General features: G+C 48.8%; 29 protein-coding genes and 9 pseudogenes. 18 read left to right on the top strand and 20 right to left on the bottom strand.

The genetic code is table 11. The features are described from left to right. Positions 1-29: 29 nt before the first annotated feature. A complete protein-coding gene (gene rcsC, locus ACQGXV_RS24115; RefSeq protein WP_440863413.1) occupies positions 30-2900 on the top strand; it encodes a two-component system sensor histidine kinase RcsC in 2871 nt (956 codons plus the stop codon). Between the two features lie 78 nt (positions 2901-2978). Here the strand turns inward: rcsC and rcsB are convergent, their stop codons facing one another. The 3 genes from rcsB to ACQGXV_RS24130 form a co-directional block, all read right to left on the bottom strand. Then, positions 2979-3632: a response regulator transcription factor RcsB gene (gene rcsB, locus ACQGXV_RS24120; RefSeq protein ID WP_440863415.1), complete on the bottom strand. Its 654-nt coding sequence runs from the start codon at positions 3630-3632 to the stop codon at positions 2979-2981. A gap of 8 nt (positions 3633-3640) precedes the next feature. Continuing rightward, on the bottom strand, positions 3641-6301 hold the full coding sequence (gene rcsD, locus ACQGXV_RS24125; protein ID WP_440863416.1) for a phosphotransferase RcsD: 2661 nt from the start codon (positions 6299-6301) through the stop codon (positions 3641-3643). Positions 6302-6434: 133 nt separating this feature from the next. Beyond that, a complete protein-coding gene (locus ACQGXV_RS24130) occupies positions 6435-7646 on the bottom strand; it encodes an IS256 family transposase (RefSeq protein ID WP_440863418.1) in 1212 nt (403 codons plus the stop codon). 564 nt (positions 7647-8210) lie between these two features. On the opposite strand from ACQGXV_RS24130, the gene ACQGXV_RS24135 reads away from it, so the two are divergent. Next, complete coding sequence (locus ACQGXV_RS24135) at positions 8211-8468, top strand: hypothetical protein (protein WP_440863419.1); 258 nt, start codon at positions 8211-8213, stop codon at positions 8466-8468. Positions 8469-8701: 233 nt separating this feature from the next. Here ACQGXV_RS24135 and ACQGXV_RS24140 read toward each other — a convergent pair whose 3' ends face one another. Then, positions 8702-9424: an IS30 family transposase gene (locus tag ACQGXV_RS24140; RefSeq protein WP_440867581.1), complete on the bottom strand. Its 723-nt coding sequence runs from the start codon at positions 9422-9424 to the stop codon at positions 8702-8704. A gap of 48 nt (positions 9425-9472) precedes the next feature. Between ACQGXV_RS24140 and ACQGXV_RS24145 the strand changes: the two genes are divergently transcribed. Next, positions 9473-10396, top strand: coding sequence for an IS5 family transposase (locus ACQGXV_RS24145; RefSeq protein WP_440863421.1), 924 nt, complete (start codon positions 9473-9475; stop codon positions 10394-10396). Positions 10397-10617: 221 nt separating this feature from the next. Next, positions 10618-11517 carry a transposase family protein gene (locus ACQGXV_RS24150; RefSeq protein ID WP_440862705.1) on the top strand — a complete coding sequence of 300 codons (900 nt, stop codon included), beginning with the start codon at positions 10618-10620 and terminating at the stop codon, positions 11515-11517. Between the two features lie 99 nt (positions 11518-11616). Here the strand turns inward: ACQGXV_RS24150 and ACQGXV_RS24155 are convergent, their stop codons facing one another. Continuing rightward, on the bottom strand, positions 11617-11781 hold the full coding sequence (locus ACQGXV_RS24155; RefSeq protein WP_440863423.1) for a helix-turn-helix domain-containing protein: 165 nt from the start codon (positions 11779-11781) through the stop codon (positions 11617-11619). 53 nt (positions 11782-11834) lie between these two features. Here ACQGXV_RS24155 and ACQGXV_RS24160 point away from each other — a divergent pair, with 53 nt between their 5' ends. The 4 genes and pseudogenes from ACQGXV_RS24160 to menC form a co-directional block, all read left to right on the top strand. After that, positions 11835-11966 (top strand): helix-turn-helix domain-containing protein, encoded by a 132-nt coding sequence (locus ACQGXV_RS24160; protein ID WP_440863424.1) that lies wholly within the window; start codon positions 11835-11837, stop codon positions 11964-11966. 82 nt (positions 11967-12048) lie between these two features. Continuing rightward, positions 12049-12294: an IS630 transposase-related protein gene (locus ACQGXV_RS24165; RefSeq protein WP_440863426.1), complete on the top strand. Its 246-nt coding sequence runs from the start codon at positions 12049-12051 to the stop codon at positions 12292-12294. A gap of 147 nt (positions 12295-12441) precedes the next feature. Then, positions 12442-13416: an IS30 family transposase gene (locus ACQGXV_RS24170; protein WP_440862518.1), complete on the top strand. Its 975-nt coding sequence runs from the start codon at positions 12442-12444 to the stop codon at positions 13414-13416. 39 nt (positions 13417-13455) lie between these two features. After that, positions 13456-13872, top strand: a pseudogene (gene menC / locus ACQGXV_RS24175) (o-succinylbenzoate synthase); the annotation flags it as partial. A 49-nt stretch (positions 13873-13921) separates the two neighbouring features. On the opposite strand, the gene ACQGXV_RS24180 reads toward menC, so the two are convergent. Together ACQGXV_RS24180 and ACQGXV_RS24185 are read right to left on the bottom strand one after the other, a co-directional pair. Continuing rightward, positions 13922-14047 (bottom strand): hypothetical protein, encoded by a 126-nt coding sequence (locus tag ACQGXV_RS24180; RefSeq protein WP_440863428.1) that lies wholly within the window; start codon positions 14045-14047, stop codon positions 13922-13924. Beyond that, a pseudogene (locus ACQGXV_RS24185) lies at positions 14025-14186 on the bottom strand (IS256 family transposase); the annotation flags it as partial. The gene ACQGXV_RS24180 and the pseudogene ACQGXV_RS24185, both read right to left, overlap by 23 nt. A gap of 86 nt (positions 14187-14272) precedes the next feature. On the opposite strand from ACQGXV_RS24185, the gene ACQGXV_RS24190 reads away from it, so the two are divergent. The 3 genes from ACQGXV_RS24190 to ACQGXV_RS24200 all read left to right on the top strand — a co-directional run bounded on the left by ACQGXV_RS24190 (position 14273) and on the right by ACQGXV_RS24200 (position 15293). Then, on the top strand, positions 14273-14482 hold the full coding sequence (locus ACQGXV_RS24190) for an IS630 transposase-related protein (protein WP_440863429.1): 210 nt from the start codon (positions 14273-14275) through the stop codon (positions 14480-14482). Positions 14483-14647: 165 nt separating this feature from the next. Continuing rightward, entirely contained in the window at positions 14648-14836 is a 189-nt protein-coding gene (locus tag ACQGXV_RS24195; RefSeq protein ID WP_440867582.1) for an IS630 transposase-related protein, read from the top strand. Next, on the top strand, positions 14760-15293 hold the full coding sequence (locus ACQGXV_RS24200; protein ID WP_440862665.1) for an IS630 family transposase: 534 nt from the start codon (positions 14760-14762) through the stop codon (positions 15291-15293). Before ACQGXV_RS24195 ends, ACQGXV_RS24200 begins: the two co-directional genes overlap by 77 nt. Before the next feature lie 22 nt (positions 15294-15315). Here ACQGXV_RS24200 and ACQGXV_RS24205 read toward each other — a convergent pair. The 8 genes and pseudogenes from ACQGXV_RS24205 to ACQGXV_RS24240 form a co-directional block, all read right to left on the bottom strand. Beyond that, positions 15316-16101 (bottom strand): annotated as a pseudogene (locus ACQGXV_RS24205) (IS256 family transposase); the annotation flags it as partial. Next, positions 16076-16213 carry a hypothetical protein gene (locus ACQGXV_RS24210; protein WP_440863431.1) on the bottom strand — a complete coding sequence of 46 codons (138 nt, stop codon included), beginning with the start codon at positions 16211-16213 and terminating at the stop codon, positions 16076-16078. The pseudogene ACQGXV_RS24205 and the gene ACQGXV_RS24210, both read right to left, overlap by 26 nt. Next, a pseudogene (locus ACQGXV_RS24215) lies at positions 16194-16817 on the bottom strand (MFS transporter); the annotation flags it as partial. The gene ACQGXV_RS24210 and the pseudogene ACQGXV_RS24215, both read right to left, overlap by 20 nt. A gap of 89 nt (positions 16818-16906) precedes the next feature. Further along, positions 16907-17170: pseudogene (locus ACQGXV_RS24220) on the bottom strand (transposase); the annotation flags it as partial. A gap of 50 nt (positions 17171-17220) precedes the next feature. After that, positions 17221-18072 (bottom strand): transposase family protein, encoded by an 852-nt coding sequence (locus ACQGXV_RS24225; RefSeq protein ID WP_440863433.1) that lies wholly within the window; start codon positions 18070-18072, stop codon positions 17221-17223. Between the two features lie 144 nt (positions 18073-18216). Next, the gene (locus ACQGXV_RS24230) at positions 18217-18393 is read right to left on the bottom strand and encodes a transposase (protein WP_440863350.1); all 177 of its coding nucleotides are present in this window, start codon (positions 18391-18393) and stop codon (positions 18217-18219) included. 120 nt (positions 18394-18513) lie between these two features. Beyond that, positions 18514-18948: a transposase gene (locus tag ACQGXV_RS24235; RefSeq protein ID WP_440867583.1), complete on the bottom strand. Its 435-nt coding sequence runs from the start codon at positions 18946-18948 to the stop codon at positions 18514-18516. Further along, a complete protein-coding gene (locus ACQGXV_RS24240; RefSeq protein ID WP_440862584.1) occupies positions 18872-19237 on the bottom strand; it encodes an IS630 transposase-related protein in 366 nt (121 codons plus the stop codon). The genes ACQGXV_RS24235 and ACQGXV_RS24240 overlap by 77 nt, the downstream gene beginning before the upstream one ends. A gap of 222 nt (positions 19238-19459) precedes the next feature. Here ACQGXV_RS24240 and ACQGXV_RS24245 point away from each other — a divergent pair, with 222 nt between their 5' ends. Together ACQGXV_RS24245 and ACQGXV_RS24250 are read left to right on the top strand one after the other, a co-directional pair. Continuing rightward, positions 19460-19612, top strand: coding sequence for a hypothetical protein (locus ACQGXV_RS24245; RefSeq protein WP_440867836.1), 153 nt, complete (start codon positions 19460-19462; stop codon positions 19610-19612). Then, positions 19600-19824, top strand: a complete 225-nt coding sequence (locus ACQGXV_RS24250) for an AMP-binding protein (RefSeq protein WP_440863434.1) — start codon at positions 19600-19602, stop codon at positions 19822-19824. The genes ACQGXV_RS24245 and ACQGXV_RS24250 overlap by 13 nt, the downstream gene beginning before the upstream one ends. 6 nt (positions 19825-19830) lie before the next feature. On the opposite strand, the gene ACQGXV_RS24255 is transcribed toward ACQGXV_RS24250, so the two are convergent. Together ACQGXV_RS24255 and ACQGXV_RS24260 are read right to left on the bottom strand one after the other, a co-directional pair. Further along, positions 19831-20364 (bottom strand): IS630 family transposase, encoded by a 534-nt coding sequence (locus ACQGXV_RS24255; protein ID WP_440862665.1) that lies wholly within the window; start codon positions 20362-20364, stop codon positions 19831-19833. Next, complete coding sequence (locus tag ACQGXV_RS24260) at positions 20288-20653, bottom strand: IS630 transposase-related protein (protein WP_440863104.1); 366 nt, start codon at positions 20651-20653, stop codon at positions 20288-20290. Before ACQGXV_RS24260 ends, ACQGXV_RS24255 begins: the two co-directional genes overlap by 77 nt. Positions 20654-20688: 35 nt before the next feature. Between ACQGXV_RS24260 and ACQGXV_RS24265 the strand changes: the two are divergent. Beyond that, positions 20689-21982, top strand: a pseudogene (locus ACQGXV_RS24265) (2-succinylbenzoate--CoA ligase); the annotation flags it as partial. A 276-nt stretch (positions 21983-22258) separates the two neighbouring features. Then, positions 22259-22801: a YfaZ family outer membrane protein gene (locus ACQGXV_RS24270; protein WP_440863436.1), complete on the top strand. Its 543-nt coding sequence runs from the start codon at positions 22259-22261 to the stop codon at positions 22799-22801. Positions 22802-22889: 88 nt separating this feature from the next. On the opposite strand, the gene tyrP is transcribed toward ACQGXV_RS24270, so the two are convergent. Then, complete coding sequence (tyrP, locus tag ACQGXV_RS24275) at positions 22890-24098, bottom strand: tyrosine transporter TyrP (protein WP_440863437.1); 1209 nt, start codon at positions 24096-24098, stop codon at positions 22890-22892. A gap of 206 nt (positions 24099-24304) precedes the next feature. Here tyrP and ACQGXV_RS24280 point away from each other — a divergent pair. After that, positions 24305-24736, top strand: a pseudogene (locus ACQGXV_RS24280) (molybdopterin-binding protein); the annotation flags it as partial. Positions 24737-24793: 57 nt separating this feature from the next. Then, a pseudogene (locus tag ACQGXV_RS24285) lies at positions 24794-25057 on the top strand (transposase); the annotation flags it as partial. On the opposite strand, the gene ACQGXV_RS24290 reads toward ACQGXV_RS24285, so the two are convergent. Then, entirely contained in the window at positions 24971-25624 is a 654-nt protein-coding gene (locus ACQGXV_RS24290; protein WP_440867584.1) for an IS630 family transposase, read from the bottom strand. The pseudogene ACQGXV_RS24285 and the gene ACQGXV_RS24290 overlap by 87 nt on opposite strands. Next, positions 25548-25913, bottom strand: coding sequence for an IS630 transposase-related protein (locus tag ACQGXV_RS24295; protein ID WP_440862584.1), 366 nt, complete (start codon positions 25911-25913; stop codon positions 25548-25550). Before ACQGXV_RS24295 ends, ACQGXV_RS24290 begins: the two co-directional genes overlap by 77 nt. A gap of 36 nt (positions 25914-25949) precedes the next feature. On the opposite strand from ACQGXV_RS24295, the pseudogene ACQGXV_RS24300 reads away from it, so the two are divergent. Next, a pseudogene (locus ACQGXV_RS24300) lies at positions 25950-26894 on the top strand (IS256 family transposase); the annotation flags it as partial. Positions 26895-26912 lie beyond the last annotated feature (18 nt).

Raw genomic sequence — 26912 nt, forward strand, 5'->3', positions numbered from 1 at the left:
CAACCATTTACCTACTTGATGGAATAACTTTGAAATACCTCGCTTCATTTCACACGACGCTGAAAATTTCCCGCTACCTGTTCAGGGTGCTGGCGATGATATTATGGATGCTGGGGGCGCTGATTTCCATATTCTATTTCAGCAAGGTACTTAACGATAAAGAAGCTGAGTTACGCCTGGAATATAACCATAGCTACGATCAGTCGCAGGAGTATATTCGTCGCACCACGGACATCGTGCGGGAACTACGCTACGTGGCTGTCAGCCATGTCAACATGGCGCCCGCGCACGCCACGCCGCCTGCCGCGAATATCCTGCGCACACCGCTGCTTTCGCTCTATCCTTTAACCGCAGGTGCCGACTGCCAGACGATCTACCAGAGCCAAAAAGGGCAGTTGGATGCAGTCAGCGCATTTTTTACCGATTGGCAGGATAACTTCTCCACGGTATACGATCTGAACCGGGTGTTTTTTGTCGATGGCGCCTGGCAGTGCATGATGGATTTTGGTATCCGTAATCAGGCGCTGGATCGCGATAATTTGTTGCAGAACCTGCAAGAACGGTTTGCCGATAAAAAGCATGCGACGCAGGGCGAATGGCGCGATGAAACGGTGTATTGGATAACCCCGGCCTCCGATCCCGATATTGGCTATCTGTATGCCATTACACCGATTTATAAAGGGGATCGTCTGGAAACCCTGATTGGTATCGAGCAAACCATTCGTCTGGATGATTTTGTCGCTGCGGGCAAATTTACGGTCGGTGCCAAACTGCTCGATCAGTTTAATCAACCGTTGCTGCAATTTACCGATAAAGAGCGCAACGGATCGTTGACGTCCAGCTATCCGAACGATCGTACTTATTTTGGTTATGTGGACGGTTACGACGAAATTATCCTGAAGAAAGCCTTACCGCCAACCACTTTTAATATCGTCTATTTCATGCCGTTTAGCGTGCTGCTGTCGCAGTTAAACGCGCTGATTATCAACATCGTGTTGTTAAATCTGCTCTCTGCGCTGGTGCTGTTTATTCTCGCCTGGACGTTCGAACGCAAGATGTTTCTACCCGCGCAGATTAATGCGTTTCAACTGGAAGAGAACGAACAGTTTAACCGTAAGATCGTGGCTTCTGCGCCCGTAGGCATTTGTATTTTGCGCATCAGTGACGGCACTAACCTGCTAAGTAACGAACTGGCGCATAACTACCTGAATTTGTTAACCCATGAAGATCGGCTCAAGATCACGCGCATTATCTGTGAACAGCAATCAAAATATGTCGATGTGGTCACCAGCCGGAACCACCATCTGCAAATCAGTTTCGTTCATTCGCGCTATCGCAATGAAAATGTGGCCATTTGCGTGCTCTCCGATGTGAGCTCACGGGTGAAAATGGAAGAGTCTCTGCAAGAAATGGCCAATGCCGCTGAACAGGCAAGCCAGTCAAAATCGATGTTTTTGGCTACGGTCAGCCATGAACTGCGCACACCGCTGTACGGGATTATCGGTAATCTGGATTTGCTCCGTACCAAAAGCCTGTCGAAAGATGCTAATCGATTAGCGGCGGCGATGCAGAACTCCTCAGCGCTGCTGCTCAAAATCATCAGTGATATTCTCGACTTTTCCAAGATAGAGTCGGAACAGCTTAAAATCGAACCGGCTATTTTTACTCCACAGGAAGTGGTTAGCCATATCACCAGCAACTATCTGCCTCTGGTAGTACGAAAAAACCTGACGCTCTACTGCTTTATCGATCCGTCGGTGCCGGCAACCTTGTCGGGTGATCCGGTACGCTTGCAGCAGGTACTCTCTAATCTGGTGAGCAATGCGATTAAATTTACCGATACCGGCTGTATCATCTTTCAGGTGTGTTGCACCGACGGCTATCTCGAGTTTTGGGTACGTGATACTGGCGTGGGGATTAATCCCCGCGAAGCGCTCAAGCTGTTCGATCCCTTTTTCCAGGCGGGTAGCGGCGTTCAGCGCCATTTTCAGGGAACCGGATTGGGGTTGGCCATCTGCGAAAAGCTGGTGAATCTGATGGATGGCGACATGTCGCTGATATCTGAACCCGGGCTGGGCAGTCAGTTTGGCATTCGTATTCCGCTCTATCAGGCACATTACGTTGTCCCGACGGTCAGCGATGCGCTTCGGCAGAAAACCTGCTGGCTGCGGATGCGTAATGCCAGTCTTGAGCACAACGCGCTCAGTTTGCTGCATCAATATGGCCTCTCTGCTACCCGCTATTCTGACCAGGCTGTGCAGGAAGATGACATTGTCATCAGCGATTATCCGCAGGCTACGCCGCCGCTTTCGCGCTGGAGCGTGTTGTTCAGTCACGTGCACATCGGCAGCACACAGGAGAGTGAGGCAGGGCACTGGGTTATCAGCACCGCCGGATTGCCGGATTTACCGGCGCTGCTGGAACGCTTGTGCCGTAATAAAGAGGGTGAAGAGGAAACCCTGGCCGAGCTGAATACTCGCGCCCAATCGCACTATAACCTGGTGGACAATAGCGACATCTTGATACTGGTGGTGGACGATCATCCGATCAACCGTCGTTTGCTCGCCGATCAGCTTGGGTCATTGGGTTATCAGGTCATTACCGCTAATGATGGCGTGGATGCACTAAGCGCGCTGGCGAAGCAAACGGCGGATATCGTGCTGACCGATGTCAACATGCCGAATATGGATGGCTATACGTTGACCCGTACCTTGCGCGCACATTGCTGGGACGCGCCCGTCATTGGTGTCACCGCCAACGCGCTCGCGGAAGAACGACAACGTTGTTTGGCTGCGGGGATGGACAACTGTTTATCGAAACCGGTTACGCTGGATGTGTTGCAACAGTGTTTGTCGCAGTACAGTCTTCATGTGCGTGAAAAGCGGGGTAGCGCGACGTAAGCGTGTTTACGGTGATGTTCGTCGTTCCTGGCTCAGCAGGAACGACGGATCGATCGCATGAAAGGGAGGGCTGAGTGCTTATGCACTTTCTCCCGGTTCGGCACCGTTGATGGAAGAGAGGTATTTCAGCAGGACAATATCGTTATCAACACCCAGCTTGGTCATGGCAGATTTTTTCTGGCTGCTGATGGTCTTGATGCTGCGGTTCAGCTTTTTAGCAATCTCCGTCACCAGAAAGCCTTCTGCAAACAGGCGCAGCACTTCACTCTCTTTCGGTGACAGGCGCTTGTCGCCGTAACCGCTGGCGCCGATTTTTTCCAGCACCTTGGCAACGCTGTCCGGGGTGAATTTCTTGCCCTTTTGCAAGGCAGCCAGCGCTTTGGGCAAGTCGGTTGGTGCCCCTTGCTTCAATACAATGCCTTCGATATCAAGGTCCAACACCGCACTCAAAATGGCGGGATTGTTGTTCATGGTCAGCACAATGATTGCCAGATGGGGGAAATGGCGTTTGATGTATCTGATCAGCGTGATGCCATCACCGTATTTATCACCAGGCATGGATAAATCGGTAATTAATACTTTGGCATCCAGTTTCGGCAGATGATTGATCAGTGCTGTTGAGTCTTCAAACTCACCCACCACGTTAACCCACTCAATTTGTTCAAGCGATTTTTTAATGCCAAAAAGGACAATCGGATGGTCGTCAGCGATAATTACGTTTAAATTACTCATCGTTTTATTTACTCGTCTTGTTGGCCATTAGGCTGCAATAATACACTGACAAGTTCGTCGATCTCATCAATATCGTGTTTGATTTCTTCGCTCTCCTGTTCGGTAATATGCCGCTCAAGTTGTTCACACAATTGTTTGCCAGGGTGCAGATTTAGCATGGCAAACACACCCTTAAGTCGATGCGCCGTTTGTGCCAGCGTTGAAAAGTCGCCTGTTTCTGCATCAGTATACAGTTTGACCATGTCATCGGGTACCGTTTCAACGAACAGCGAAAAATAGTCGCTGGCTTTTAGTTGTCGGGCGTATTCTTGAATATCCGTCGGCGCAGCATCGTGCGTAGCGACCTCAAATTGTTGCTCAATCAACGCCAACAATGCATCTTGCAGTAGCTGATTAATATTATAATTGGTACGTAATCGACGCGGTGCCAATAAGGTCACCTCGGTATCCTCACCGTTCACCAGCAGCGTGTTATCCGCCATTTTTGCTTCATCATCGACAATACGCAGATCGAACTCCTGAGGCATTTGACGCTCATCGGCGTTGACGCATTCGGCCCCCCAACTGGAGAGCAGATGCTGTACGATCTGCCGTACCTCATTGGCGGTGATGTCTAACAGCACCGTCATGTCTTCCAACAGTTTTTCGTCTTCATCCCCGCTGTTAGCGCTGGCGGGCAGCGTGACCGTTAAGTGGTAGTGCGTGCCGAGGTCTTGTTTGCAGGAGATACTCAGATCGCCGCCAAGTTTGCTTGCAAGTTGATGGCACAGAAACAGCGCAAAACCAGAATTCTGTTGGGAGCGATCTGCCGATGGTGCCGTTATCCAGGGGTGGCGCAGATTATCCAGTTCTGCTGCTGACATGCGGGTGCCGGTATCGCTGAGTCGGATAGCGATTTTGTCCGCCTGCTGGGCATCTGCTTCCAGCGTGAAGGTTATCTTGCCGTAATCCGTATTGGTGATAGCGTAATCGAGCAACAGCAGCAGCGCTTTTTGCAGCATCGCCATGTCGCCCACATACAAACGTTGCGGCTCTAAGCGGTAGTGATGAAACAGATGCAATCCTTTTTGGGAAAGACGCGGCAGGCTGGCAAGCAGCAAGCTATCCATCATTGCTAGGGGAGAAAACGGCACCACGTCTGGTTGCCATGTGTCGCTGTCGAGCCGGTCATGGAGCGCAATATTATCCAGTAGCGCGATGGTTTGCGCTGTTTCATCCGAGGCTTTACGTAATAATTTGGCGCGCACATCGTCGTCCACGGTTTGTGCCACGGACCGTAAATGTTGCTGCAAGGCCTGCATTGGCGTATGCAGCTCCTGGCGAAGATGGGTTAACAGCCGTTGGCGCGCCAGCACGTTTTTATCGTATTCGCGTTGTGCCAATTGCATCTTTTTATGCACCAGGATTTCTTTATCCTGCTCGCGAATCAGAAACAGATTGTGCTCTGGCATTTGCGGGTGACTGAACTGCAAAATCTCGTACATCTCGTTGTTGATGGTTGCCTGTACCACGCCCTGATGCTCGCGCGCCATCGCGGCGATTTTCTCCAAACTTAAATGGGGCAACAGGTGCTCGGCAATGGCATTTTGTACCACCACGCGGTTAGCAGAAAAATCATAGACCAGAATGCCAATCGGGATGCGTTTAACGATCTCTTGATAAAGCGCCTGCTGTTTGCGCAAACGCGGTGAGGGATCGTCGCGCGCATCACGGTTAGGCTGACGCCACAGGTAGAACCCAGTGAGGGCCAGCGCCAACAGCGCCAGATTCAACAGCAGCAACCAGATATTATTACGCGCCATATCGGCTGCGAATTGCCGCAGAGGTAACTGATAAACGATGTTGACCGGCGCATTAACCAGCGGTGCGGCTACCTCTAGCAGTGAACCGTTTAACTGAACACGGGTGGTATCTTCGTTGTTGGTGAATGCTTCACTGCTGGTGCCCACGGTGTCTGCGCGCAGGATGAAATTGTCGCGCGACAGCGTATGTGGGATCAGATCGTTGATGGGCAAATCAAAGGCAATGATGGTTGCCAGATGGCCCGGCTGGTTGAACGTGGTGCGCAGCGTAAAATAGTAGTCATTGTAAAAGCGCAGCTTGCGGATGGGAGAGAAGCTCTCGCGTTCATCGAGCGCGTTTGACTGTTGCAGCATCTCTGTGCGCCGGGCTTCGGCAATCGCTGTGATATAGCTGCCGCGAAACTGTGCGGAAATGTCTTTCAGTATCTGCGTGGAAATCATACTCAGGCTGTTATCTACACCGTTAAGGTAGTACATGGAGTAGATATCGCTCTCAGCACCCCACAGTATATCAAGATAACGTGAAATCTTGTGCACCGCGCTCAGCGTTGATTTATCGTGCTGACCAAAGATGAGCGCATCGGTTTTCTGGCCGTTTTTTTCCACATAGAACACATCCGGCAGCAAACTGATGGCATTGACGCTATCTTCTCCGCCTGCGGCGGCATCGTTGTTCAGATTGCTATAGATTTGGTAGGTAAAGAAGCGATAGGTATCGATGCGCTTTTGCATCCCGAGCGCGAGGGTGTTGAGCGTAGCCTTTTTCTCTGCCAACCAGTTGTTCACGATATTGTAGCTCAGCGTGCCGGTTGTCAGCAGTAGCAGCAGGGCGAACAGGGTAAGGTAGCGAAGCAGACTCGCAGGCATGATAACAGTTCCTACTTGGCAGAGCGTAAGATGAGAGAATGAAATGCATTGACCTCAGCCAGCAACAAATAAGGACAACCTGGGCCTTGAGCGGTCGAGTCTGTAAAGAATTTCGTGTAAATGGCTCCATCGCTTAACCGGAAATCCGATCTCCATACATCAACATGAATTGGCTCATAGCCGGTTTCCAGTCTCTGATTGGTAGGGTCCATTTAGCCGAGATATTATGCAAGGCTAGATAGAATAATTTTAGCACCGAGTCATCCGTTGGAAATATTCGTCGCGTTTTCGTTATCTTGCGCAATGAAGCATTTAACGACTCTATCGCGTTGGTGGTGTAGATAACCTTGCGGATCTCCGGCGGAAAGTCAAAAATGACGATGAGACGTTCCCAATTATTTCTCCACGATGGACTGATCGTCGGGAACTGCTCATCCCATTTGGCCGCGAAGGCATCCAGGGCCTCTTCAGCGCCCTCTAGCGTTGCGGAACTATAGATAGTGCGCAGGTCAGCAGCAACGGCTTTACGCTCTTTCCAGCCGACGTAGCGCAGCGAGTTCCGCACCTGATGCACGATGCAGAGCTGTACCCGCGTATGCGGGTAAACAGCTTCAATGGCATCAGGAAAGCCCTTCAGGCCATCGCAGCAGGCGATGAAGATGTCCTGTAGCCCACGATTTTTCAGTTCTGTCATTACAGATAACCAGAACTTGGCCCCCTCGGTTTTGGCTATCCATAGCCCCAGCAGCTCTTTTTCGCCCTGGCCGTTGATGCCTAGAGCCAAGTAAACAGACTTGTTGGTCACGGCTCCGCCGTCCTGGCTTTTGACCACAATACAGTCAAGGTAAACAATGGGATAAAACGCATCCAGCGGCCGTTGCTGCCAGCGCTTAACGTCATCCATCACGGCATTGGTCACTTGAGAAATGAAGCCAGCGGAAACATCGACCCCGTAGACTTCTTTAAAGTGAGCCTGAATATCACGGGTTGATATTCCTCTGGAATAGAGAGAAATAATGCGGTCATCGAAGCCGTTAAGCTGCTTTTCGTGCTTACCGATCAGTGTCGGCTCGAAGGTACTGTTGCGGTCGCGCGGAATATCGAGCTCGATCTCCCCATTTTGGCTACGTACGCTCTTGGATGTCTTGCCATTGCGGGAGTTGCCTGAATTATTACCAGCCGGGTCATGCTTAGCATACCCAAGGTGTATCTCCATCTCAGCTTGAAGAACCCGTTCCGCCAGTCTTTTAGTCAGCACCTTGAGTAGGCCTGATTCACCCAGAAGCTCCTGAGGGGAGTGGCAATTCTGAAGCAGTTGGTCAATAAGTTCGTTGCTGATAGGCATTTTTTGTCCTCTGAAGGTTTTCCTCAAAATGCCATTTACACAGATCTTTTTACACTCTCGAGCGGTCTCTTTTGTCTCCGCGCTCTTGATTTGGTCTTGCGCTTCTCGCGTTACTTTGCCCATGTTCCACGCACCACCTTCTTTTTGTCCGGCTCCCTTTTTATCATAACTTCCTCACTGAATCGAAACTTCCTTAACCCCGTAGTGTAACTTCTAATATTAATCGGAACAGTTAACCCTTTTTGCTGTGATATTCGCCAATAGTGAGAGGGGAACCTCAGGAGGTCGTAAGCATAGGGGCAAAAAAAAGCTGGTAAAAACCGGCTAAAGGATCGGAAATTGGGAAATAAATGATGATAGCAACGCTATTTTACCGCGTTGTGTTCGGCGCTTTTGTCGATTGATGCGATTAATTATTGAGCGATAGCATCTGTAATGCACGGCACCCATTTGCTGTTGTGATTGTTTACAATGATTTGACCGTAGATAGCACGTAAGCCTGTCTCACGCCATCCGCTTTTTGCCATATAATCCCGTGCTTTACGTTTGAGCTTTGGGGTAAGGGTGAAACAACTTTCTCACTTGTTGCGTCGTATGCAGCAGGTATTGCGTGAACCGCAGCCAGCATTGCCGGGAAGCCGACAACTCTTCGTCTCTTTGTCCATGGATGTCGCGGCGGCAGAAGAGAGTGAGCCATCACTGTTGCCCTGGTTGGCCACCCAGCCCGTTTATCCCCAGTTTTACTGGCAGCACCGGCAGGAGCCGGAAGAGGCTGCTGTGTGTGGTATCGTGCGCGGTTTTCGTCATGCCATTGATGCATAAGGTTTTTTCAATGTTATCGCAGTGCGTCAGATGTGCGTGTCTGGGGCCTCAACGGTTTTGAGCGTACCACTGCGGATGGGGAAGAATCGGCTGACTACCTCTTTTTACCGCGCGTTGAAGTCATTCGTCAGGGCAACCAGCTAAGTCTCAAGGTGAATTTGTTCAGTGAGGCCTCACTGCAGGCGGATGCCGATGCCCCATTCCCACTCGAAACGCAACAAAACGGTAGAGGCTTATGCCACCAGTAAGTGCGTTAAAAATACCTCATTGGGAGAACGATAGCCCAGCGATTTTCTGCCCCTTGTATTGAGTATGTGTTCGAGTTCGGCAATCTTACGATGACTGACCTGACTGAAGTCTGTTCCCTTTGGGTAAAAACGTCGTATCAGCCCGTTGGTGTGCTCATTCAAGCCCCTCTCCCAGGAATGATAAGGATGGGCAAAGTAGACCTGCGCCCCTGTGATTTGAGTAATTTGCTCGTGCAGAGCGAATTCAGGGCCGTTATCAGCTGTTAGGGTCTTAAACTTGCAAAAGGTATTAGCTTCAATGTCCCTGAAAGCAGCAACCACAGTCTCCGCACGCTTATTAGGCAGTTTGCGAATGATGACGGTTTTCAATGCATTATCTACGATGGTTAACAAGAATGACTTCTGGTCTTTGCCAAAAATAGTGTCAATTTCGAAGTGGCCAGGCTCCTGTTTAAGCTCGGCTTGAGCTGGGCGATACTCAATACCAACACGGTTGGGAATAGGGCCTGATTTGAGGTTTTCGGCATTGTACCTGTAACGTTTTCCCCGATGAGGAAGTTGCTGATATAGCTCCCCGCCAGCCTGTCTCTCCTGCAGGATATAGCGATATAGCGTATTCTTGCTGACAGATATACCGAATTCCAGGTGCAAACGGCCACTGATGATTTCAGGTGAAGAGTGGCTTTGTTGAATAAATCGAACTTTCAGGGGATCGCCGGATCAAAGCACTATCATCGCTCCCGATAGCAGCTCCCCATGGCAAAGCAAAAGTTTAAAATCACCAACTGGCCCACCTACAACAAAGCACTCAGACAACGCGGCTCCCTGACGGTCTGGCTTGATGAGTCGGCCATCGCTGCATGGACTGACAGTGCTTCGCCTGAAGGTCGTGGTCGGCCGCTTTACTACACCGATATGGCTGTTACCACGGTTTTGATGATAAAGCGCGTGTTTAACCTGTCGCTCCGGGCATTACAGGGCTTTGTCGACTCGGTTTTTACACTGATGAGCCTGCCACTGCGCTGCCCGGACTACTCTCTGGTCAGTCGGCGGGCAAAAACCGTCAGTATCAGCATAAAAACGCCAACGCGTGGTGAAATCTCGCATCTGGTCATCGACAGTACCGGTCTGAAGGTCTTTGGCGAAGGTGAATGGAAAGTCAGGCAGCATGGGGCTGACAGACGAAGAGTGTGGCGCAAGCTTCATCTGGCAGCAGACAGTGCGACGCATGAGATTATCTGTGCCGACTTATCGCTCAGCGGAACGACAGATGCGCAGGCACTGCCGGGCCTGATTAGCCAAACCCACCGAAAAATCAGGGAAGTGTCAGCAGACGGTGCTTATGACGCCCGTTACTGCCACGATGCGTTGCTAAGAAAGAAAATCAGGCCCCTTATCCCGCCGCGAAGCGGAGCCAAATACTGGCCGGACAAGTACCATGAACGTAACCATGCGGTGGCGAATCAGCGTCTGAGCGGGAGTAATGATATGTGGAAAAAGAAAGTGGGTTATCACCGGCGTTCAGTGGCAGAAACAGCGATGTTCCGCATAAAAACTTTGCTGGGTGGCCATCTGAGCCTGCGTGACTATGAGGCTCAAGTAGGTGAAGCCATAGCGATGGTCAAAGCGCTGAACCGTATGACGTTGTTGGGTATGCCACACAGCGTCAGGATAGGATAACAGGTGTAACAGAGGGAGTCATCCTGTCGGCTAATTCTGATTTATTCAACAAAGCCGTGAAGAGTGAGTGGAAAGCGCCTGCCTGATGAAGTTCTGAATGTGTGGCTCCAACTGGTAAAAAGCATTGTTTGGCAGAAAACTAGTTGCTGAATAGAGACTTGCATTTTTTGTCAGGCTATTGAGAATAAAAAGAGGTTTAACTTAGAGAATAAAGGTTTGAAATGATCAACAAAGAGCGGTTGTTACGAGATAATCGTTTATGTAAAGCAATCATTGGATTATCAGTCGAAGAATTGAAAAATTTAGCCGCTGAATTTTCAGCTTGTTATTTGATTTATCGGAAAAAGAATCGAAAAGATCACGAGCGGCAGATGGGTGCAGGGCAGAAAGGATTTATCCCAACCCCATTAGATAAACTGCTTTTTATTTTATTGTATTTAAAATGTTATCCGACCTATGATTTGCAAGGACTTCTTTTTGGTTTAGATAGAACACGGGTATGTCGCTGGGTAAAAATATTATTGCCGGTTTTAGAGATGACCTTGGGGCGAGAATGTGTTTTGCCCGCTCGTCAAATTCGCTCTGCTGAGGAATTTTTTCGCGCCTTTCCTGGAGTTAAAGACGTCTTTATTGATGGGACAGAGCGACCTGTCCAAAAGCCTAAGAATCTGCGTCGGCGAAAAAAAATGTATTCGGGAAAGAAAAGACAGACCACTCGAAAAGGGCTTATTATGACTGACGAAACAAGGCAAATTGGATTTATCCCCATGAGCAAAAATGGGCGCGGTCACGATAAACGCTTACTCGATAAAGTCGATATAATTCGCCATATTCCTCCTGAGGTAACCATCTGGGCAGATACCGGTTTTCAAGGTATAGATAAACAGCATCCTAATACACAAATCCCAAAAAAAGGAACTCGAAAAAGACCTTTATCGCCTGAACAAAAACAAGAAAATAAAATAATCTCGGGCATCCGTATTACAGTTGAACACGCCATCGCGGGTATCAAGCGCCTCGGTTGCATGACCCAAATTTTACGGAATCGTAGACCCTTTATTGATGATACCTTCTTACTCCTTAGCGCCGGTCTTTGGAATTTCCATCTCAGAACAGCGTAAAATTTACTTCAATCACCGAAACACCCTTATTTCACTATTAAGCAACACGCTTAGAGGCTTATGACGGCGTTCCCGGGCCAGAGTGTCCGCCCTTCTACATCAGTAGACACCATTGAAAGTAGGGTCAGTATTGCGTCTGAGTTCCCTACTGATGGTCGAGCGAGGCAGAGCAAGCTCTCTGGCGATGGTAGCTTGGTTGACACCTTCACCACGCCGCTTTTCGATGTAGAACCGTTCTTTCTGAGTCAGATGTTTTCCCTGCATGCAACAGGCTCTCCAGTATAGCTAAACGACTTAATTTTGATTACATTATTTAAATGAGCTATTCAATTGATTTTAGACGTAAAGTGATATCTACACGGAAAAACGAAGGGTTGAGTATCCGAGAAACAGCGAAGCAATTTCGGATTGGCCCTGCCTCTGTATCGCGTTGGATTAATCAAATATAGCCAACCGACTTAAAAATGATTACATCCTATGCCCTGATATGCGGCAAAGAAGCATAGCTGGCTGTTATCAAAATAATGTCGCTTGGCTATAGAGTCAAAAGCATCGACCACGCGTCAGCGAAAGATCGATAAATCCGAGTTGATAAAAGATGTTGAACAATATCCAGATGCTTACCAAAAAGAACGTGCAGAGCGTTTTGGCGTTTGTCAGAAGGCCATTTGGCAAGCGCTTAAAAAGCTGGGATTGACCTATAAAAAAAACTCTACGTCATCCGAAAGCCGACGAAAACGCCCGGCAGGGATTTCAACAAAAAAAACAACAGTATGAAAAAGAAGGTAAACCTATTGTTTTTATTGATAAAAGTGGTTTTTCACACGATGCCCACGCCCCATTCCCACTCGAAACGCAACAAAGTGACCCACTGGCCAGAGTCGGATAAAATCACCGTTCTGGCCCTACTGGAGATCCCGTTGCATGCAGGGAAAACATCTGACTCACAAAGAACGGTTCTACATCGAAAAGCGGCGTGGTGATGGGGTTAACCAGGCCACCATCGCCCGGGAACTGGAGCTTCCTCGTTCTACCATCAGCAGGGAACTCAGACGCAATACCGACGCCGCTTTCAACGGGGTCTATTCCTGCAGAAGGGCCGAAACGTTGGCCAGAGGGCGGCGGCAGAAAACACGGCCGGACAGCGTGATTAACCAGCTTGAACCGCACATTCAGGACGTTATCAGAACGGCGCTGTCTACCCACACCTCACCTGAGGTCATCAGTGGGCGCCTGGTCCTGGAATTTGGCCTGTCCGTCAGCAAGAACTCGCTCTATCGCTATATCCAGCAGGAGCGCCGGGCCGGCGGTGAGCTGTATCAGCAGCTCCCTCATCGGGGTAAACGGTATAACTATCAGACCGATGAGAACAAACGCGGTCCTATTCCCAACCGTGTTGGCATTGAGCAGCGGCCGGCCGTTGCTGACCTCAAGCAGGAACCCGGGCATTTCGAGATTGACACCATCTTTGGCAAAGATCAGAAATCATTCCTGCTGACGGTGGTCGATAAAGCCGTCAAGCTGGTCATCATTCGCAAACTGCCCAACAAGCGAGCAGAGACAGTGGTAGCGGCCTTCAGGGACATCGTTGCCAATACCTTTTGCGAGTTTAAAACCCTGACTGCTGACAACGGTTCTGAATTTTCCCAGCACGGGGAAATTACAAAAGTCACGGGGGCACCGGTCTACTTTGCCCGGCCATATCATTCCTGGGAACGCGGGTTGAATGAGCATACCAACGGGCTGATACGGCGTTTTTACCCGAAGGGAACGGACTTCAATTATGTCACCCATCGCAAGGTTGCAGCACTCGAACACCTGCTCAATACGCGAGGCCGAAAATCGCTGGGTTATCGTTCTCCAAATGAGGTATTTTTAACGCACTTACAGGCGGCATAATGCCCTACCGTTTTGTTGCGTTTCGACTGGGAATGGGGCAAAGTGGCGAAAATCAAGGTTGGGCTATACGAAGCGGTGCGTGACGGCATGATAGTCAATGTGCTGCTGGAAGCGCTGCCGGATTTGACGCTGTGTCTGGATGCCAACCGCAGTTGGACGCGCGTCAAAGGCGATGGCTTTGCGCGCTATGTGGCACCAGAACTGCGTTCACGCATTGCGTTTCTTGAAGAACCGTGCAAAACCCGTGAAGAATCCCGCGCTTTTGCGCGTGACACCGGTATTGCTATCGCCTGGGATGAGAGCGTGCGTGAGGCCGATTTTCGCGTGCAGGCGGAACCTGGCGTAAGCGCGATCATCATCAAACCGACGCTGGTGGGCAGTCTGGCACGTTGCGAGCAATTGGTGCGTGAAGCGCATCAGGCCGGTTTGACGGCGGTAATCAGTTCCAGCATTAAGCGTGTTGCTTAATAGTGAAATAAGGGTGTTTCGGTGATTGAAGTAAATTTTACGCTGTTCTGAGATGGAAATTCCAAAGACCGGCGCTAAGGAGTAAGAAGTTATCATCAATAAAGAGTCTGTAAAGAATTTTGTGTAAATGGCTCCATTGCTTAACCGGAGATTCGTTCTCCATACATCAACATGAATTGGCTCATAGCAGGTTTCCAGTCTCTGATTGGCAAGGTCCATTTAGCAGAGATATTATGCAAGGCTAGATAGAGTAATTTTATCACCGAGTCATCCGTTGGAAATATTCGTCGCGTTTTCGTTATAGCCAAGCGACATTATTTTGATAACAGCCAGCTATGCTTCTTTGCCGCATATAGCTAAACGACTTAATTTTGATTACATTATTTAAATGAGCTATTCAATTGATTTTAGACGTAAAGTGATATCTACACGGAAAAACGAAGGGTTGAGTATCCGAGAAACAGCGAAGCAATTTCGGATTGGCCCTGCCTCTGTATCGCGTTGGATTAATCAAATAGAGTCAAAAGCATCGACCACGCGTCAGCGAAAGATCGATAAATCCGAGTTGATAAAAGATGTTGAACAATGGCTTTGTTGAATAATTTAACCGTTTGATTTACATCTTCTTTAGGTAGAATGCATGTACAGAGACTGTATTTTGTTAGAACGACAAATCAAGTAGTTAGCACAATAAAAAGCATTACGGCTGGAAAACTTAGTTGTTGAAGTGTTATAATAATTATGTAAATCAGCATGTTAAATTATTCAACAAAGCCTTGAACAATATCCAGATGCTTACCAAAAAGAACGTGCAGAGCGTTTTGGCGTTTGTCAGAAGGCCATTTGGCAAGCGCTTAAAAAGCTGGGATTGACCTATAAAAAAAACTCTACGTCATCCGAAAGCCGACGAAAACGCCCGGCAGGGATTTCAACAAAAAAAACAACAGTATGAAAAAGAAGGTAAACCTATTGTTTTTATTGATGAAAGTGGTTTTTCACACGATGCCCCACGGACTCACGGCTATTCCCCAAAAGGTCAACGGTGTTTTGGCCTGAAGAACTGGGGAGCTAGGGGAAGAACAAATGTTATCGGCGCTTTATTAGGCACAACGCTGTTTGCTATCGGATTATTTGATATCAATATTAACAGCGATGTTTTCTATGCCTGGGTCACACAAGTCCTTATCCCAGTACTCCCTAAAAACAGTGTAATCATGATGGACAATGCCACTTTTCACAAAAAACATAATATTCAACAAGTCATCATCGATGCAGGGTATATGGTGGAGTATTTGCCTACATATTCGCCAGATCTTAACCCAATTGAGCATAAATGGGCACAAGCAAAAAGCAAAAAAAGAGAGATGGGTTGCGATACAGAGAGTTTGTTCTCAGTCCATATGGTGTAATCAAAATTAAGTCGCTTGGCTATATCTTGCGCAATGAAGCATTTAACGACTCTATCGCGTTGGTGGTGTAGATAACCTTGCGGATCTCCGGCGGAAAGTCAAAAATGACGATGAGACGTTCCCAATTATTTCTCCACGACGGGCTGATCGTCGGGAACTGCTCATCCCATTTGGCCGCGAAGGCATCCAGGGCCTCTTCAGCGCCCTCTAGCGTTGCGGAACTATAGATGGTGCGCAGGTCAGCAGCAACGGCCTTACGCTCTTTCCAGCCGACGTAGCGCAGCGAGTTCCGCACCTGATGCACAATGCAGAGCTGTACCCGCGTATGCGGGTAAACAGCTTCAATGGCATCAGGAAAGCCTTTCAGGCCATCGCAGCAGGCGACGAAGATGTCCTTTAGCCCACGATTTTTCAGTTCTGTCATCACAGATAACCAGAACTTGGCCCCCTCAGTTTTGGCTATCCATAGCCCCAGCAGCTCTTTTTCGCCCTGGCCGTTGACGCCGAGGGCCAGATAAACAGACTTGTTGGCCACGGCTCCGCCGTCCTGGCTTTTGACAACAATACAGTCAAGGTAAACAATGGGATAAAGCGCATCCAGCGGCCGTTGCTGCCAGCGCTTAACTTCATCCATCACAGCATTGGTCACTTGAGAAATGAAGCCAGCGGAAACATCGACCCCGTAGACTTCTTTAAAGTGTGCCTGAATATCACGGGTTGATAACCCTCTGGAATAGAGATAAATAATGCGGTCATCGAAGCCGTTAAGCTGTTTTTCGTTCTTACCGATCAGTGTCGGCTCGAAGGTATAGCCAAGCGACATTATTTTGATAACAGCCAGCTATGCTTCTTTGCCGCATATCAGGGCATAGGATGTAATCATTTTTAAGTCGGTTGGCTATACATGGCGAAGAAACCAAAGATACCGCCGAGGAAGAAGGGGATACGCCAGCCACCGCCGACAATCTGCTGCGGCGTTAATGTACTATTGAGCAGTGTCGCAATCGCAGAACCAAGCAGAATACCGAGCGTCAGCCCGGCCGTCAGAATGCCACACGCCAGCCCAATCCGAGAACGCGGCACGTGTTCAGAGACAAATACCCAGGCTCCCGGCACTTCGCCACCAATCGCGGCACCCTGTAAAATGCGCATCAACAGCAGCAATACCGGCGCAGCGATCCCCATATTTTCATAGGTCAGCAGCATCCCCATGGCGAGCGTAGGCACCGCCATCAGAAAGATACTCAGGCTGAACATCTTTTTACGTCCCACCTGATCGCCAAAGTGGGCCATGATGATGCCCCCCAACGGGCGGGCCAGGTAGCCTGCGGCAAAAATACCGAAAGTTTGCAACTGGCGCAGCCACTCAGGAATATCAGGCGGGAAAAACAGTTCGCCAATTACCGCTGCGAAAAACACGAAAATGATGAAATCGTAGAATTCCAACGCGCCACACAGCGCCGCCAGGGAGAGCGTTTTGTAATCCTGCCCGTTCAGTTGGCGCTGTTGTTGTGATATAGCCAACCGACTTAAAAATGATTACATCCTATGCCCTGATATGCGGCAAAGAAGCATAGCTGGCTGTTATCAAAATAATGTCGCTTGGCTATACTGTTGCGGTCGCGCGGAATATCGAGCTCGATCTCCCCATTTTGGCTACGTACGCTCTTGGATGTCTTGCCATTGCGGGAGTTGCCTGAATGATTACCAGCCGGGTCATGCTTAGCATACCCAAGGTGCATCTCCATCTCAGCTTCAAGAACCCGTTCCGCCAGTCTTTTAGTCAGCACCTTGAGTAGGCCTGATTCACCCAGAAGCTCCTGAGGGGAGTGACAATCTTGAAGCAGTTGGTCAATAAGTTCGTTGCTGATAGGCATTTTGTTATCCTTTGAAGGTTTTCCTCAAAATGCCATTTACACAGATTATTTTACAGTCTCTCAATAAAGGGTCTACGATTCCGTAAAATTTGGGTCATGCAACCGAGGCGCTTGATACCCGCGATGGCGTGTTCAACTGTAATACGGATGCCCGAGATTATTTTATTTTCTTGTTTTTGTTCAGGCGATAAAGGTCTTTTTCGAGTTCCTTTTTTTGGGATTTGTGTATTAGGATGCTGTTTATCTATACCTTGAAAACCGGTATCTGCCCAGATGGTTACCTCAGGAGGAATATGGCGAATTATATCGACTTTATCGAGTAAGCGTTTATCGTGACGGCGCCCATTTTTGCTCATGGGGATAAATCCAATTTGCCTTGTTTCGTCAGTCATAATAAGCCCTTTTCGAGTGGTCTGTCTTTTCTTTCCCGAATACATTTTTTTTCGCCGACGCAGATTCTTAGGCTTTTGGACAGGTCGCTCTGTCCCATCAATAAAGACGTCTTTAACTCCAGGAAAGGCGCGAAAAAATTCCTCAGCAGAGCGAATTTGACGAGCGGGCAAAACACATTCTCGCCCCAAGGTCATCTCTAAAACCGGCAATAATATTTTTACCCAGCGACATACCCGTGTTCTATCTAAACCAAAAAGAAGTCCTTGCAAATCATAGGTCGGATAACATTTTAAATACAATAAAATAAAAAGCAGTTTATCTAATGGGGTTGGGATAAATCCTTGCTGCCCTGCACCCATCTGCCGCTCGTGATCTTTTCGATTCTTTTGCCGATAAATCAAATAACAAGCTGAAAATTCAGCGGCTAAATTTTTCAATTCTTCGACTGATAATCCAATGATTGCTTTACATAAACGATTATCTCGTAACAACCGCTCTTTGTTGATCATTTCAAACCTTTATTCTCTAAGTTAAACCTCTTTTTATTCTCAATAGCCTGACAAAAAATGCAAGTCTCTATTCAGCAACTAGTTTATTGAGTCGAGTTTGGGGCTGACGCAATTGGCACGTATAGCCAAGCGACTTAATTTTGATTACACCATATGGACTGAGAACAAACTCTCTGTATCGCAACCCATCTCTCTTTTTTTGCTTTTTGCTTGTGCCCATTTATGCTCAATTGGGTTAAGATCTGGCGAATATGTAGGCAAATACTCGGCTTTGTTGAATAATTTAAGATACTGATTTATATAAGCATTATAAAATTTCAACGACTAATTTTTCCTCTCGGAATGCTTTTTATTGTGCTAACTATTTGATTTGTCGTTCTAACAAAATACATTCTCTGTAAATGCATTCTAACTAAAGAAGATGTAAATCAAACGGTTAAATTATTCAACAAAGCCCAAATACTCCACCATATACCCTGCATCGATGATGATTTGTTGAATATTATGTTTTTTGTGAAAAGTGGCATTGTCCATCATGATTACACTGTTTTTAGGGAGTACTGGGATAAGGACTTGTGTGACCCAGGCATAGAAAACATCGCTGTTAATATTGATATCAAATAATCCGATAGCAAACAGCGTTGTGCCTAATAAAGCGCCGATAACATTTGTTCTTCCCCTAGCTCCCCAGTTCTTCAGGCCAAAACACCGTTGACCTTTTGGGGAATAGCCGTGAGTCCGTGGGGCATCGTGTGAAAAACCACTTTCATCAATAAAAACAATAGGTTTACCTTCTTTTTCATACTGTTGTTTTTTTTGTTGAAATCCCTGCCGGGCGTTTTCGTCGGCTTTCGGATGACGTAGAGTTTTTTTTATAGGTCAATCCCAGCTTTTTAAGCGCTTGCCAAATGGCCTTCTGACAAACGCCAAAACGCTCTGCACGTTCTTTTTGGTAAGCATCTGGATATTGTTCAACATCTTTTATCAACTCGGATTTATCGATCTTTCGCTGACGCGTGGTCGATGCTTTTGACTCTATTTGATTAATCCAACGCGATACAGAGGCAGGGCCAATCCGAAATTGCTTCGCTGTTTCTCGGATACTCAACCCTTCGTTTTTCCGTGTAGATATCACTTTACGTCTAAAATCAATTGAATAGCTCATTTAAATAATGTAATCAAAATTAAGTCGTTTAGCTATATCGCACAGTGGTTGACGCCGAATGTGGTTCCCGGTCTGGATACGCTGGATGGCTTTGTTGAATAATTTAACCGTTTGATTTACATCTTCTTTAGTTAGAATGCATTTACAGAGAATGTATTTTGTTAGAACGACAAATCAAATAGTTAGCACAATAAAAAGCATTCCGAGAGGAAAAATTAGTCGTTGAAATTTTATAATGCTTATATAAATCAGTATCTTAAATTATTCAACAAAGCCACGCTGGATCTGATGCAGGGACAGGTGGTGCGCGCCTGGCCGGACAGTGTGCTGCCGCTGCAATCGTTGGAATCACTGGATAAGGTATGGCAGGCATAACGGACTGGCCCTGGCGATATTGGGCCGCGCGTAAACCGCAGGCGTTGGCGCTGACGGTGGAAGCGCAGTCATGGAGCTGGCAACGGCTGGCATCACATTGCGCTGCCCTTGCCGCCGATTTTTCCCGGCAAGGGGTCAACCCTGACGATATCGTGGCACTGCGTGGGAAAAACAGTGCCGCGATGCTATTGAGCTATAGCCAAGCGACTTAATTTTGATTACACCATATGGACTGAGAACAAACTCTCTGTATCGCAACCCATCTCTCTTTTTTTGCTTTTTGCTTGTGCCCATTTATGCTCAATTGGGTTAAGATCTGGCGAATATGTAGGCAAATACTCCACCATATACCCTGCATCGATGATGACTTGTTGAATATTATGTTTTTTGTGAAAAGTGGCATTGTCCATCATGATTACACTGTTTTTAGGGAGTACTGGGATAAGGACTTGTGTGACCCAGGCATAGAAAACATCGCTGTTAATATTGATATCAAATAATCCGATAGCAAACAGCGTTGTGCCTAATAAAGCGCCGATAACATTTGTTCTTCCCCTAGCTCCCCAGTTCTTCAGGCCAAAACACCGTTGACCTTTTGGGGAATAGCCGTGAGTCCGTGGGGCATCGTGTGAAAAACCACTTTCATCAATAAAAACAATAGGTTTACCTTCTTTTTCATACTGTTGTTTTTTTTGTTGAAATCCCTGCCGGGCGTTTTCGTCGGCTTTCGGATGACGTAGCGTTTTTTTTATAGGTCAATCCCAGCTTTTTAAGCGCTTGCCAAATGGCCTTCTGACAAACGCCAAAACGCTCTGCACGTTCTTTTTGGTAAGCATCTGGATATTGTTCAACATCTTTTATCAACTCGGATTTATCGATCTTTCGCTGACGCGTGGTCGATGCTTTTGACTCTATTTGATTAATCCAACGCGATACAGAGGCAGGGCCAATCCGAAATTGCTTCGCTGTTTCTCGGATACTCAACCCTTCGTTTTTCCGTGTAGATATCACTTTACGTCTAAAATCAATTGAATAGCTCATTTAAATAATGTAATCAAAATTAAGTCGTTTAGCTATATCTGGCGTTGCTGCAATGCGGAGCGCGGGTGTTGCCGCTGAATCCGCAATTGCCAGCGGCGCTGCTGTCTACGTTGCTACCCTCGCTTGGCGTGGCGCATTTTCTTTCTGTCGCACCGTCCGATGCTGATTTTCCGCTGTCATGCAATATGCTTCATTACCCCGACAAGGTTACCGATGAGACGCCGTCAGAACGGCAACCCCCTGCATGGCAAGCCTCACGCCTTGCCACACTGACACTGACCTCCGGTTCCAGCGGGCTGCCGAAGGCCGTGGTGCATGCGTTCTCCGCACATATTGCCAGTGCGCAAGGGGTGATTGAACTGATGGCCTTTACGGCGCAGGACAGTTGGCTGCTGTCGTTGCCCTTATTTCACGTATCCGGGCAGGGCATTGTCTGGCGCTGGTTGACGGTGGGGGCGCGACTGGTGCTGCGCAGTGCACAACCGCTCGAGCACGCGTTGCAGGATTGCTCGTATGCCTCACTGGTGCCGACGCAGTTGTGGCGGTTGTTGGCGCAAGGCACTTTGCCAGATTCGTTAAGCGCGGTATTGCTCGGCGGTGCGGCGATTCCGCTAGAACTGACTCAGCAGGCCGAGGCGCGCGGCATTCGCTGCTGGTGCGGCTATGGCATGACGGAAATGGCCTCTACGGTCTGTGCCAAGCGGGCCGATGGCCAAGCTGGCGTCGGTCTTCCTTTGCTGGCGCGAGAAATCGCCGTGCAGGATGGGGAGATTCTGCTGCGCGGTGACAGCATGGCTGCAGGGTACTGGCGTGATGGTACATTGCTGCCGCTCACTGACAGCGACGGTTGGTTTCATACGCGCGACAGTGGCGTATTCCAACACCATGAGTGGCACGTGCTGGGGCGTTTGGACAATCAGTTCTTCAGCGGTGATGAAGGTATCCAGCCGGAAAATATTGAAGCGCTGCTGCTGGCACACCCGAAGGTTAAACAAGCGTATAGCCAACCGACTTAAAAATGATTACATCCTATGCCCTGATATGCGGCAAAGAAGCATAGCTGGCTGTTATCAAAATAATGTCGCTTGGCTATATGTGGTGCCGGTGTCGGATGCCGAATTTGGTCAGCGCCCGGTGGCCGTGATCGACGTCTCCCCTGAGGTGACGCTCACGGCGATCCGCGACTGGCTCACGCCGCAGTTGGCGGGCTTTCAACGTCCGGTCGCCTACTACGCTTTGCCCACCGAATTACACGGCGGTGGCATCAAAATTGCGCGGGTGCAGGTGCAGGCATGGGCGGAAAAAATCTACCGCAATGGCGCGAATTAAGCCGCTTTTTTACACGTTCGTTGATGATATTAATGCAATTTGTTGCTGGTCACCGGGACTGATTCAGGTAAAATTCCTCAGATGCGATGTCTTGCTTGTATACCGTCATACTTCACGTTGCAGGTGCGTTGGCTGCGCTCGCTCACTCGAACCACTTACCTGAGTAAGCGCATGGGGATGGATGAACCTCATCCCTGCGGGTCAGCGCTTGCTGCCTTCCTGCAACGCGAATTATTTAGGGTATAGCGTTTAATGATCGATTTAAGGATAAACACAATGAAAAAGATTGCGATTGCCCTGGCAGGCAGCTTGCTGCTGGCAACAGCGACGGCTCAGGCTATTAGCCTTTCCGGGGAAGCGGGCGATGACTATGCGGGCGCGAGCGCGGGCTTTGGTCTGGGCGTTCCTGGTCTCGGTGCTAACGTCAGTTACGGTCATGGTAAAGATAACAATGACGTGTACGGTTTCGGCCTGGGCTATACGTTGCCGTTGGGCGCGGTATCACTGACTGTGGCCGGCAAAGCGCTCTATTTGAACCAGCAACACGCGACCGATGGTTATGGTGTGGCGCTGGGCGGTGGGTTGCAGTTCCCGATCAACCGTTATTTATCCCTGTATGGTGAAGGGTATTATGCGCCGGATGCGTTCTCCAGCCATATCGATCACTATGTAGAAGCAAAAGGTGGCGTGCGCTGGCAGGTATTGCGTCCGCTGAACCTGGATCTTGGCTACCGTTATATGAATATCGGTGGTGAAAGCGGCCGCTCTGATAACAAAGTGGCCGATACGTTCTACCTGGGCGCAGGCTTTAATTTCTAAGCCAACGCGTAGCGTGATAAAAAACGGGTGTCCGCAGCAGCGGCACCCGTTTTTGTGGGGCGTCAGTAAGCCCTACTGGGATAGGCGATCAGCCGACCGTTGGTAGCCAGCCACTCGCCATGGTGCATTGGATGGCAATAATGCCAATACCGCATAAAAACACCAGCAGTAGCGCCGGTGTACCGCCTGGCGTCGCTCTACCTACCTGATGGTGTTGCCGCACGCGCCAACTGAGCAACGCCGGAATTAACAACGCCAGCACTGCGAGCGCAATGGCGGCATAACCCAGCGCCATGACAAATCCTTGCGGATAGAACAGCGCAAAAATAAGCGGTGGCAGAAACGTCAGTGCACCGGTTTGTAGTCGTCCACGCGCCGTGTTCTTGCGTTTGAACAAATCGGCAAGATAGTCAAACAGGCCAAGCGCTACGCCAAGGAAGGAGGTTGCCAGCGCCAGATCGGCAAAAAGGTGGACCGCAACTTCTACGTGCGGGGAGGCAACCAACGTTCGGATCGCTTGCATCAACCCATTTAGACCGGCTTGCTGCGCCAGGATCGCCGTGAAGGTGTTGCCACTCAGCGCGCCAAGCGTTGCCAATTGCCAGAACAGATATACAAATAGCGGGATGGCGCTGCCGATGATAAAGATACGGCGCAGCTTGCGACTGTCTCCCCCCATATAATGCACAATGCTGGGAATGCTGCCGTGAAAGCCAAACGACGTCAGCACCACAGGCAGTGAGGAGAGCGTGAGCCCTTGTTGCAGCGGGAGCGTCAGCAGGTTCTGTTTTTCGACGTGCGGAATCATCATCCCCAGCATGACCAGCAGCATTAGCAATTTTCCGCTAAACAGCAGACGGTTAAAGAAATCTACCGATGTGGTGCCGATGCATACCACGCTGCCTGCTAACAGGGTAAACAGCAGGATACCCGCAGAGGATGGAAGCGCGTAGCCACTCCACTGGTGCAGGCTGCTTGCCAGAAGTTCGCCTGCGCCACTGATATAGGCGGCGGTGAGGGCATACATCAAAAACAGCATGCTAAAGCCGGTGAGCCATTGGCCCCACTGACCCAGATAAATTTTAGCCAGCGTGCCCAAACCGGTATGGGACGGCTGATATTGATAGACTTCGACCAGTAATAACGCGCTGTAGCACATCAACAGCCACAGGCTCAACAAGATAGCGAAGGTCACGCTGAAACCCACGCCGGAGGTTGCCAACGGCATGGCGAGCATACCTGCGCCAATGGTGGTGCCCGCAACGATAAATATGCTGCCAAATGTACGATTTTTCACCCTTTCTCCTGAGTGTGATGCTATCTCTTTTTCTTATGGCAGCGCAGACTAGAGTATTCGGTAAAGTATGTCAAAACGCCGTTACGACGACTGTAAAGCTGGTGTTACGATTTAGGCGCTTTCACAAAAAGTGGGCGGCGATGAGCGCAGCGATTGTCTTTCTGTGAGGGAATTTTTACAGTGAAAGAAAAACACAGGAGTAGCACATGCTGAGGGTGGAGATGTTGTGTACCGGAGACGAAGTGCTCCACGGACAGATTCTGGATACAAACGCGTCCTGGTTGGCGGATTACCTGTTTGAACAAGGCCTCCCGATGACCAGCCGAATGACGGTCGGTGACAAGCTGGAAGAATTGGTGGCGGCGCTGACGCAACGTAGCCAGATTGCCGATGTGCTGATTGTGAACGGCGGCCTGGGGCCCACAAGTGACGATCTGAGCGCGTTGGCGGCCGTAACGGCGGTGGGCGAAGGGCTGGTAGAACACCCTGAGTGGATTGCGCGCATGGAGGCATTTTTCACTGAGCGCGGGCGTGTAATGGCGCCGAGCAACCGTAAACAGGCGCAAATTCCGGCCAGTGCTGAGGTGGTGGATAACCCGATAGGGACAGCGTGCGGGTTTATGTTAACGCTGAACGAGACTGTAAAATAATCTGTGTAAATGGCATTTTGAGGAAAACCTTCAAAGGATAACAAAATGCCTATCAGCAACGAACTTATTGACCAACTGCTTCAAGATTGTCACTCCCCTCAGGATATGCTGGGTGAATCAGGCCTACTCAAGGTGCTGACTAAAAGACTGGCGGAACGGGTTCTTGAAGCTGAGATGGAGATGCACCTTGGGTATGCTAAGCATGACCCGGCAGGTAATCATTCAGGCAACTCCCGCAATGGCAAGACATCCAAGAGCGTACGTAGCCAAAATGGGGAGATCGAGCTCGATATTCCGCGCGACCGCAACAGTATAGCCAAGCGACTTAATTTTGATTACACCATATGGACTGAGAACAAACTCTCTGTATCGCAACCCATCTCTCTTTTTTTGCTTTTTGCTTTTTGCTTGTGCCCATTTATGCTCAATTGGGTTAAGATCTGGCGAATATGTAGGCAAATACTCCACCATATACCCTGCATCGATGATGACTTGTTGAATATTATGTTTTTTGTGAAAAGTGGCATTGTCCATCATGATTACACTGTTTTTAGGGAGTACTGGGATAAGGACTTGTGTGACCCAGGCATAGAAAACATCGCTGTTAATATTGATATCAAATAATCCGATAGCAAACAGCGTTGTGCCTAATAAAGCGCCGATAACATTTGTTCTTCCCCTAGCTCCCCAGTTCTTCAGGCCAAAACACCGTTGACCTTTTGGGGAATAGCCGTGAGTCCGTGGGGCATCGTGTGAAAAACCACTTTCATCAATAAAAACAATAGGTTTACCTTCTTTTTCATACTGTTGTTTTTTTTGTTGAAATCCCTGCCGGGCGTTTTCGTCGGCTTTCGGATGACGTAGAGTTTTTTTTATAGGTCAATCCCAGCTTTTTAAGCGCTTGCCAAATGGCCTTCTGACAAACGCCAAAACGCTCTGCACGTTCTTTTTGGTAAGCATCTGGATATTGTTCAACATCTTTTATCAACTCGGATTTATCGATCTTTCGCTGACGCGTGGTCGATGCTTTTGACTCTATTTGATTAATCCAACGCGATACAGAGGCAGGGCCAATCCGAAATTGCTTCGCTGTTTCTCGGATACTCAACCCTTCGTTTTTCCGTGTAGATATCACTTTACGTCTAAAATCAATTGAATAGCTCATTTAAATAATGTAATCAAAATTAAGTCGTTTAGCTATACCTTCGAGCCGACACTGATCGGTAAGAACGAAAAACAGCTTAACGGCTTCGATGACCGCATTATTTCTCTCTATTCCAGAGGGTTATCAACCCGTGATATTCAGGCACACTTTAAAGAAGTCTACGGGGTCGATGTTTCCGCTGGCTTCATTTCTCAAGTGACCAATGCTGTGATGGATGAAGTTAAGCGCTGGCAGCAACGGCCGCTGGATGCGCTTTATCCCATTGTTTACCTTGACTGTATTGTTGTCAAAAGCCAGGACGGCGGAGCCGTGGCCAACAAGTCTGTTTATCTGGCCCTCGGCGTCAACGGCCAGGGCGAAAAAGAGCTGCTGGGGCTATGGATAGCCAAAACTGAGGGGGCCAAGTTCTGGTTATCTGTGATGACAGAACTGAAAAATCGTGGGCTAAAGGACATCTTCGTCGCCTGCTGCGATGGCCTGAAAGGCTTTCCTGATGCCATTGAAGCTGTTTACCCGCATACGCGGGTACAGCTCTGCATTGTGCATCAGGTGCGGAGCTCGCTGCGCTACGTCGGCTGGAAAGAGCGTAAGGCCGTTGCTGCTGACCTGCGCACCATCTATAGTTCCGCAACGCTAGAGGGCGCTGAAGAGGCCCTGGATGCCTTCGCGGCCAAATGGGATGAGCAGTTCCCGACGATCAGCCCGTCGTGGAGAAATAATTGGGAACGTCTCATCGTCATTTTTGACTTTCCGCCGGAGATCCGCAAGGTTATCTACACCACCAACGCGATAGAGTCGTTAAATGCTTCATTGCGCAAGATAACGAAAACGCGACGAATATTTCCAACGGATGACTCGGTGATAAAATTACTCTATCTAGCCTTGCATAATATCTCTGCTAAATGGACCTTGCCAATCAGAGACTGGAAACCTGCTATGAGCCAATTCATGTTGATGTATGGAGAACGAATCTCCGGTTAAGCAATGGAGCCATTTACA

This window comes from Symbiopectobacterium purcellii (assembly GCF_052050035.1).
In the GTDB taxonomy this organism is placed as follows: domain Bacteria; phylum Pseudomonadota; class Gammaproteobacteria; order Enterobacterales; family Enterobacteriaceae; genus Symbiopectobacterium; species Symbiopectobacterium purcellii_A.

Coding starts and splice junctions, on each gene's coding strand:
- rcsB (WP_440863415.1), bottom strand. CDS start 3,632: ATGAGTAATTTAAACGTAATTATCGCTGACGACCATCCGATTGTCCTT.
- rcsD (WP_440863416.1), bottom strand. CDS start 6,301: ATGCCTGCGAGTCTGCTTCGCTACCTTACCCTGTTCGCCCTGCTGCTA.
- ACQGXV_RS24130 (WP_440863418.1), bottom strand. CDS start 7,646: ATGCCTATCAGCAACGAACTTATTGACCAACTGCTTCAGAATTGCCAC.
- ACQGXV_RS24145 (WP_440863421.1), top strand. CDS start 9,473: ATGGCAAAGCAAAAGTTTAAAATCACCAACTGGCCCACCTACAACAAA.
- ACQGXV_RS24150 (WP_440862705.1), top strand. CDS start 10,618: ATGATCAACAAAGAGCGGTTGTTACGAGATAATCGTTTATGTAAAGCA.
- ACQGXV_RS24155 (WP_440863423.1), bottom strand. CDS start 11,781: ATGCAGGGAAAACATCTGACTCAGAAAGAACGGTTCTACATCGAAAAG.
- ACQGXV_RS24160 (WP_440863424.1), top strand. CDS start 11,835: ATGAGCTATTCAATTGATTTTAGACGTAAAGTGATATCTACACGGAAA.
- ACQGXV_RS24170 (WP_440862518.1), top strand. CDS start 12,442: ATGCAGGGAAAACATCTGACTCACAAAGAACGGTTCTACATCGAAAAG.
- ACQGXV_RS24180 (WP_440863428.1), bottom strand. CDS start 14,047: ATGGAGAACGAATCTCCGGTTAAGCAATGGAGCCATTTACACAAAATT.
- ACQGXV_RS24190 (WP_440863429.1), top strand. CDS start 14,273: ATGAGCTATTCAATTGATTTTAGACGTAAAGTGATATCTACACGGAAA.
- ACQGXV_RS24225 (WP_440863433.1), bottom strand. CDS start 18,072: ATGATCAACAAAGAGCGGTTGTTACGAGATAATCGTTTATGTAAAGCA.
- ACQGXV_RS24240 (WP_440862584.1), bottom strand. CDS start 19,237: ATGAGCTATTCAATTGATTTTAGACGTAAAGTGATATCTACACGGAAA.
- ACQGXV_RS24250 (WP_440863434.1), top strand. CDS start 19,600: ATGGCAGGCATAACGGACTGGCCCTGGCGATATTGGGCCGCGCGTAAA.
- ACQGXV_RS24260 (WP_440863104.1), bottom strand. CDS start 20,653: ATGAGCTATTCAATTGATTTTAGACGTAAAGTGATATCTACACGGAAA.
- ACQGXV_RS24270 (WP_440863436.1), top strand. CDS start 22,259: ATGAAAAAGATTGCGATTGCCCTGGCAGGCAGCTTGCTGCTGGCAACA.
- ACQGXV_RS24295 (WP_440862584.1), bottom strand. CDS start 25,913: ATGAGCTATTCAATTGATTTTAGACGTAAAGTGATATCTACACGGAAA.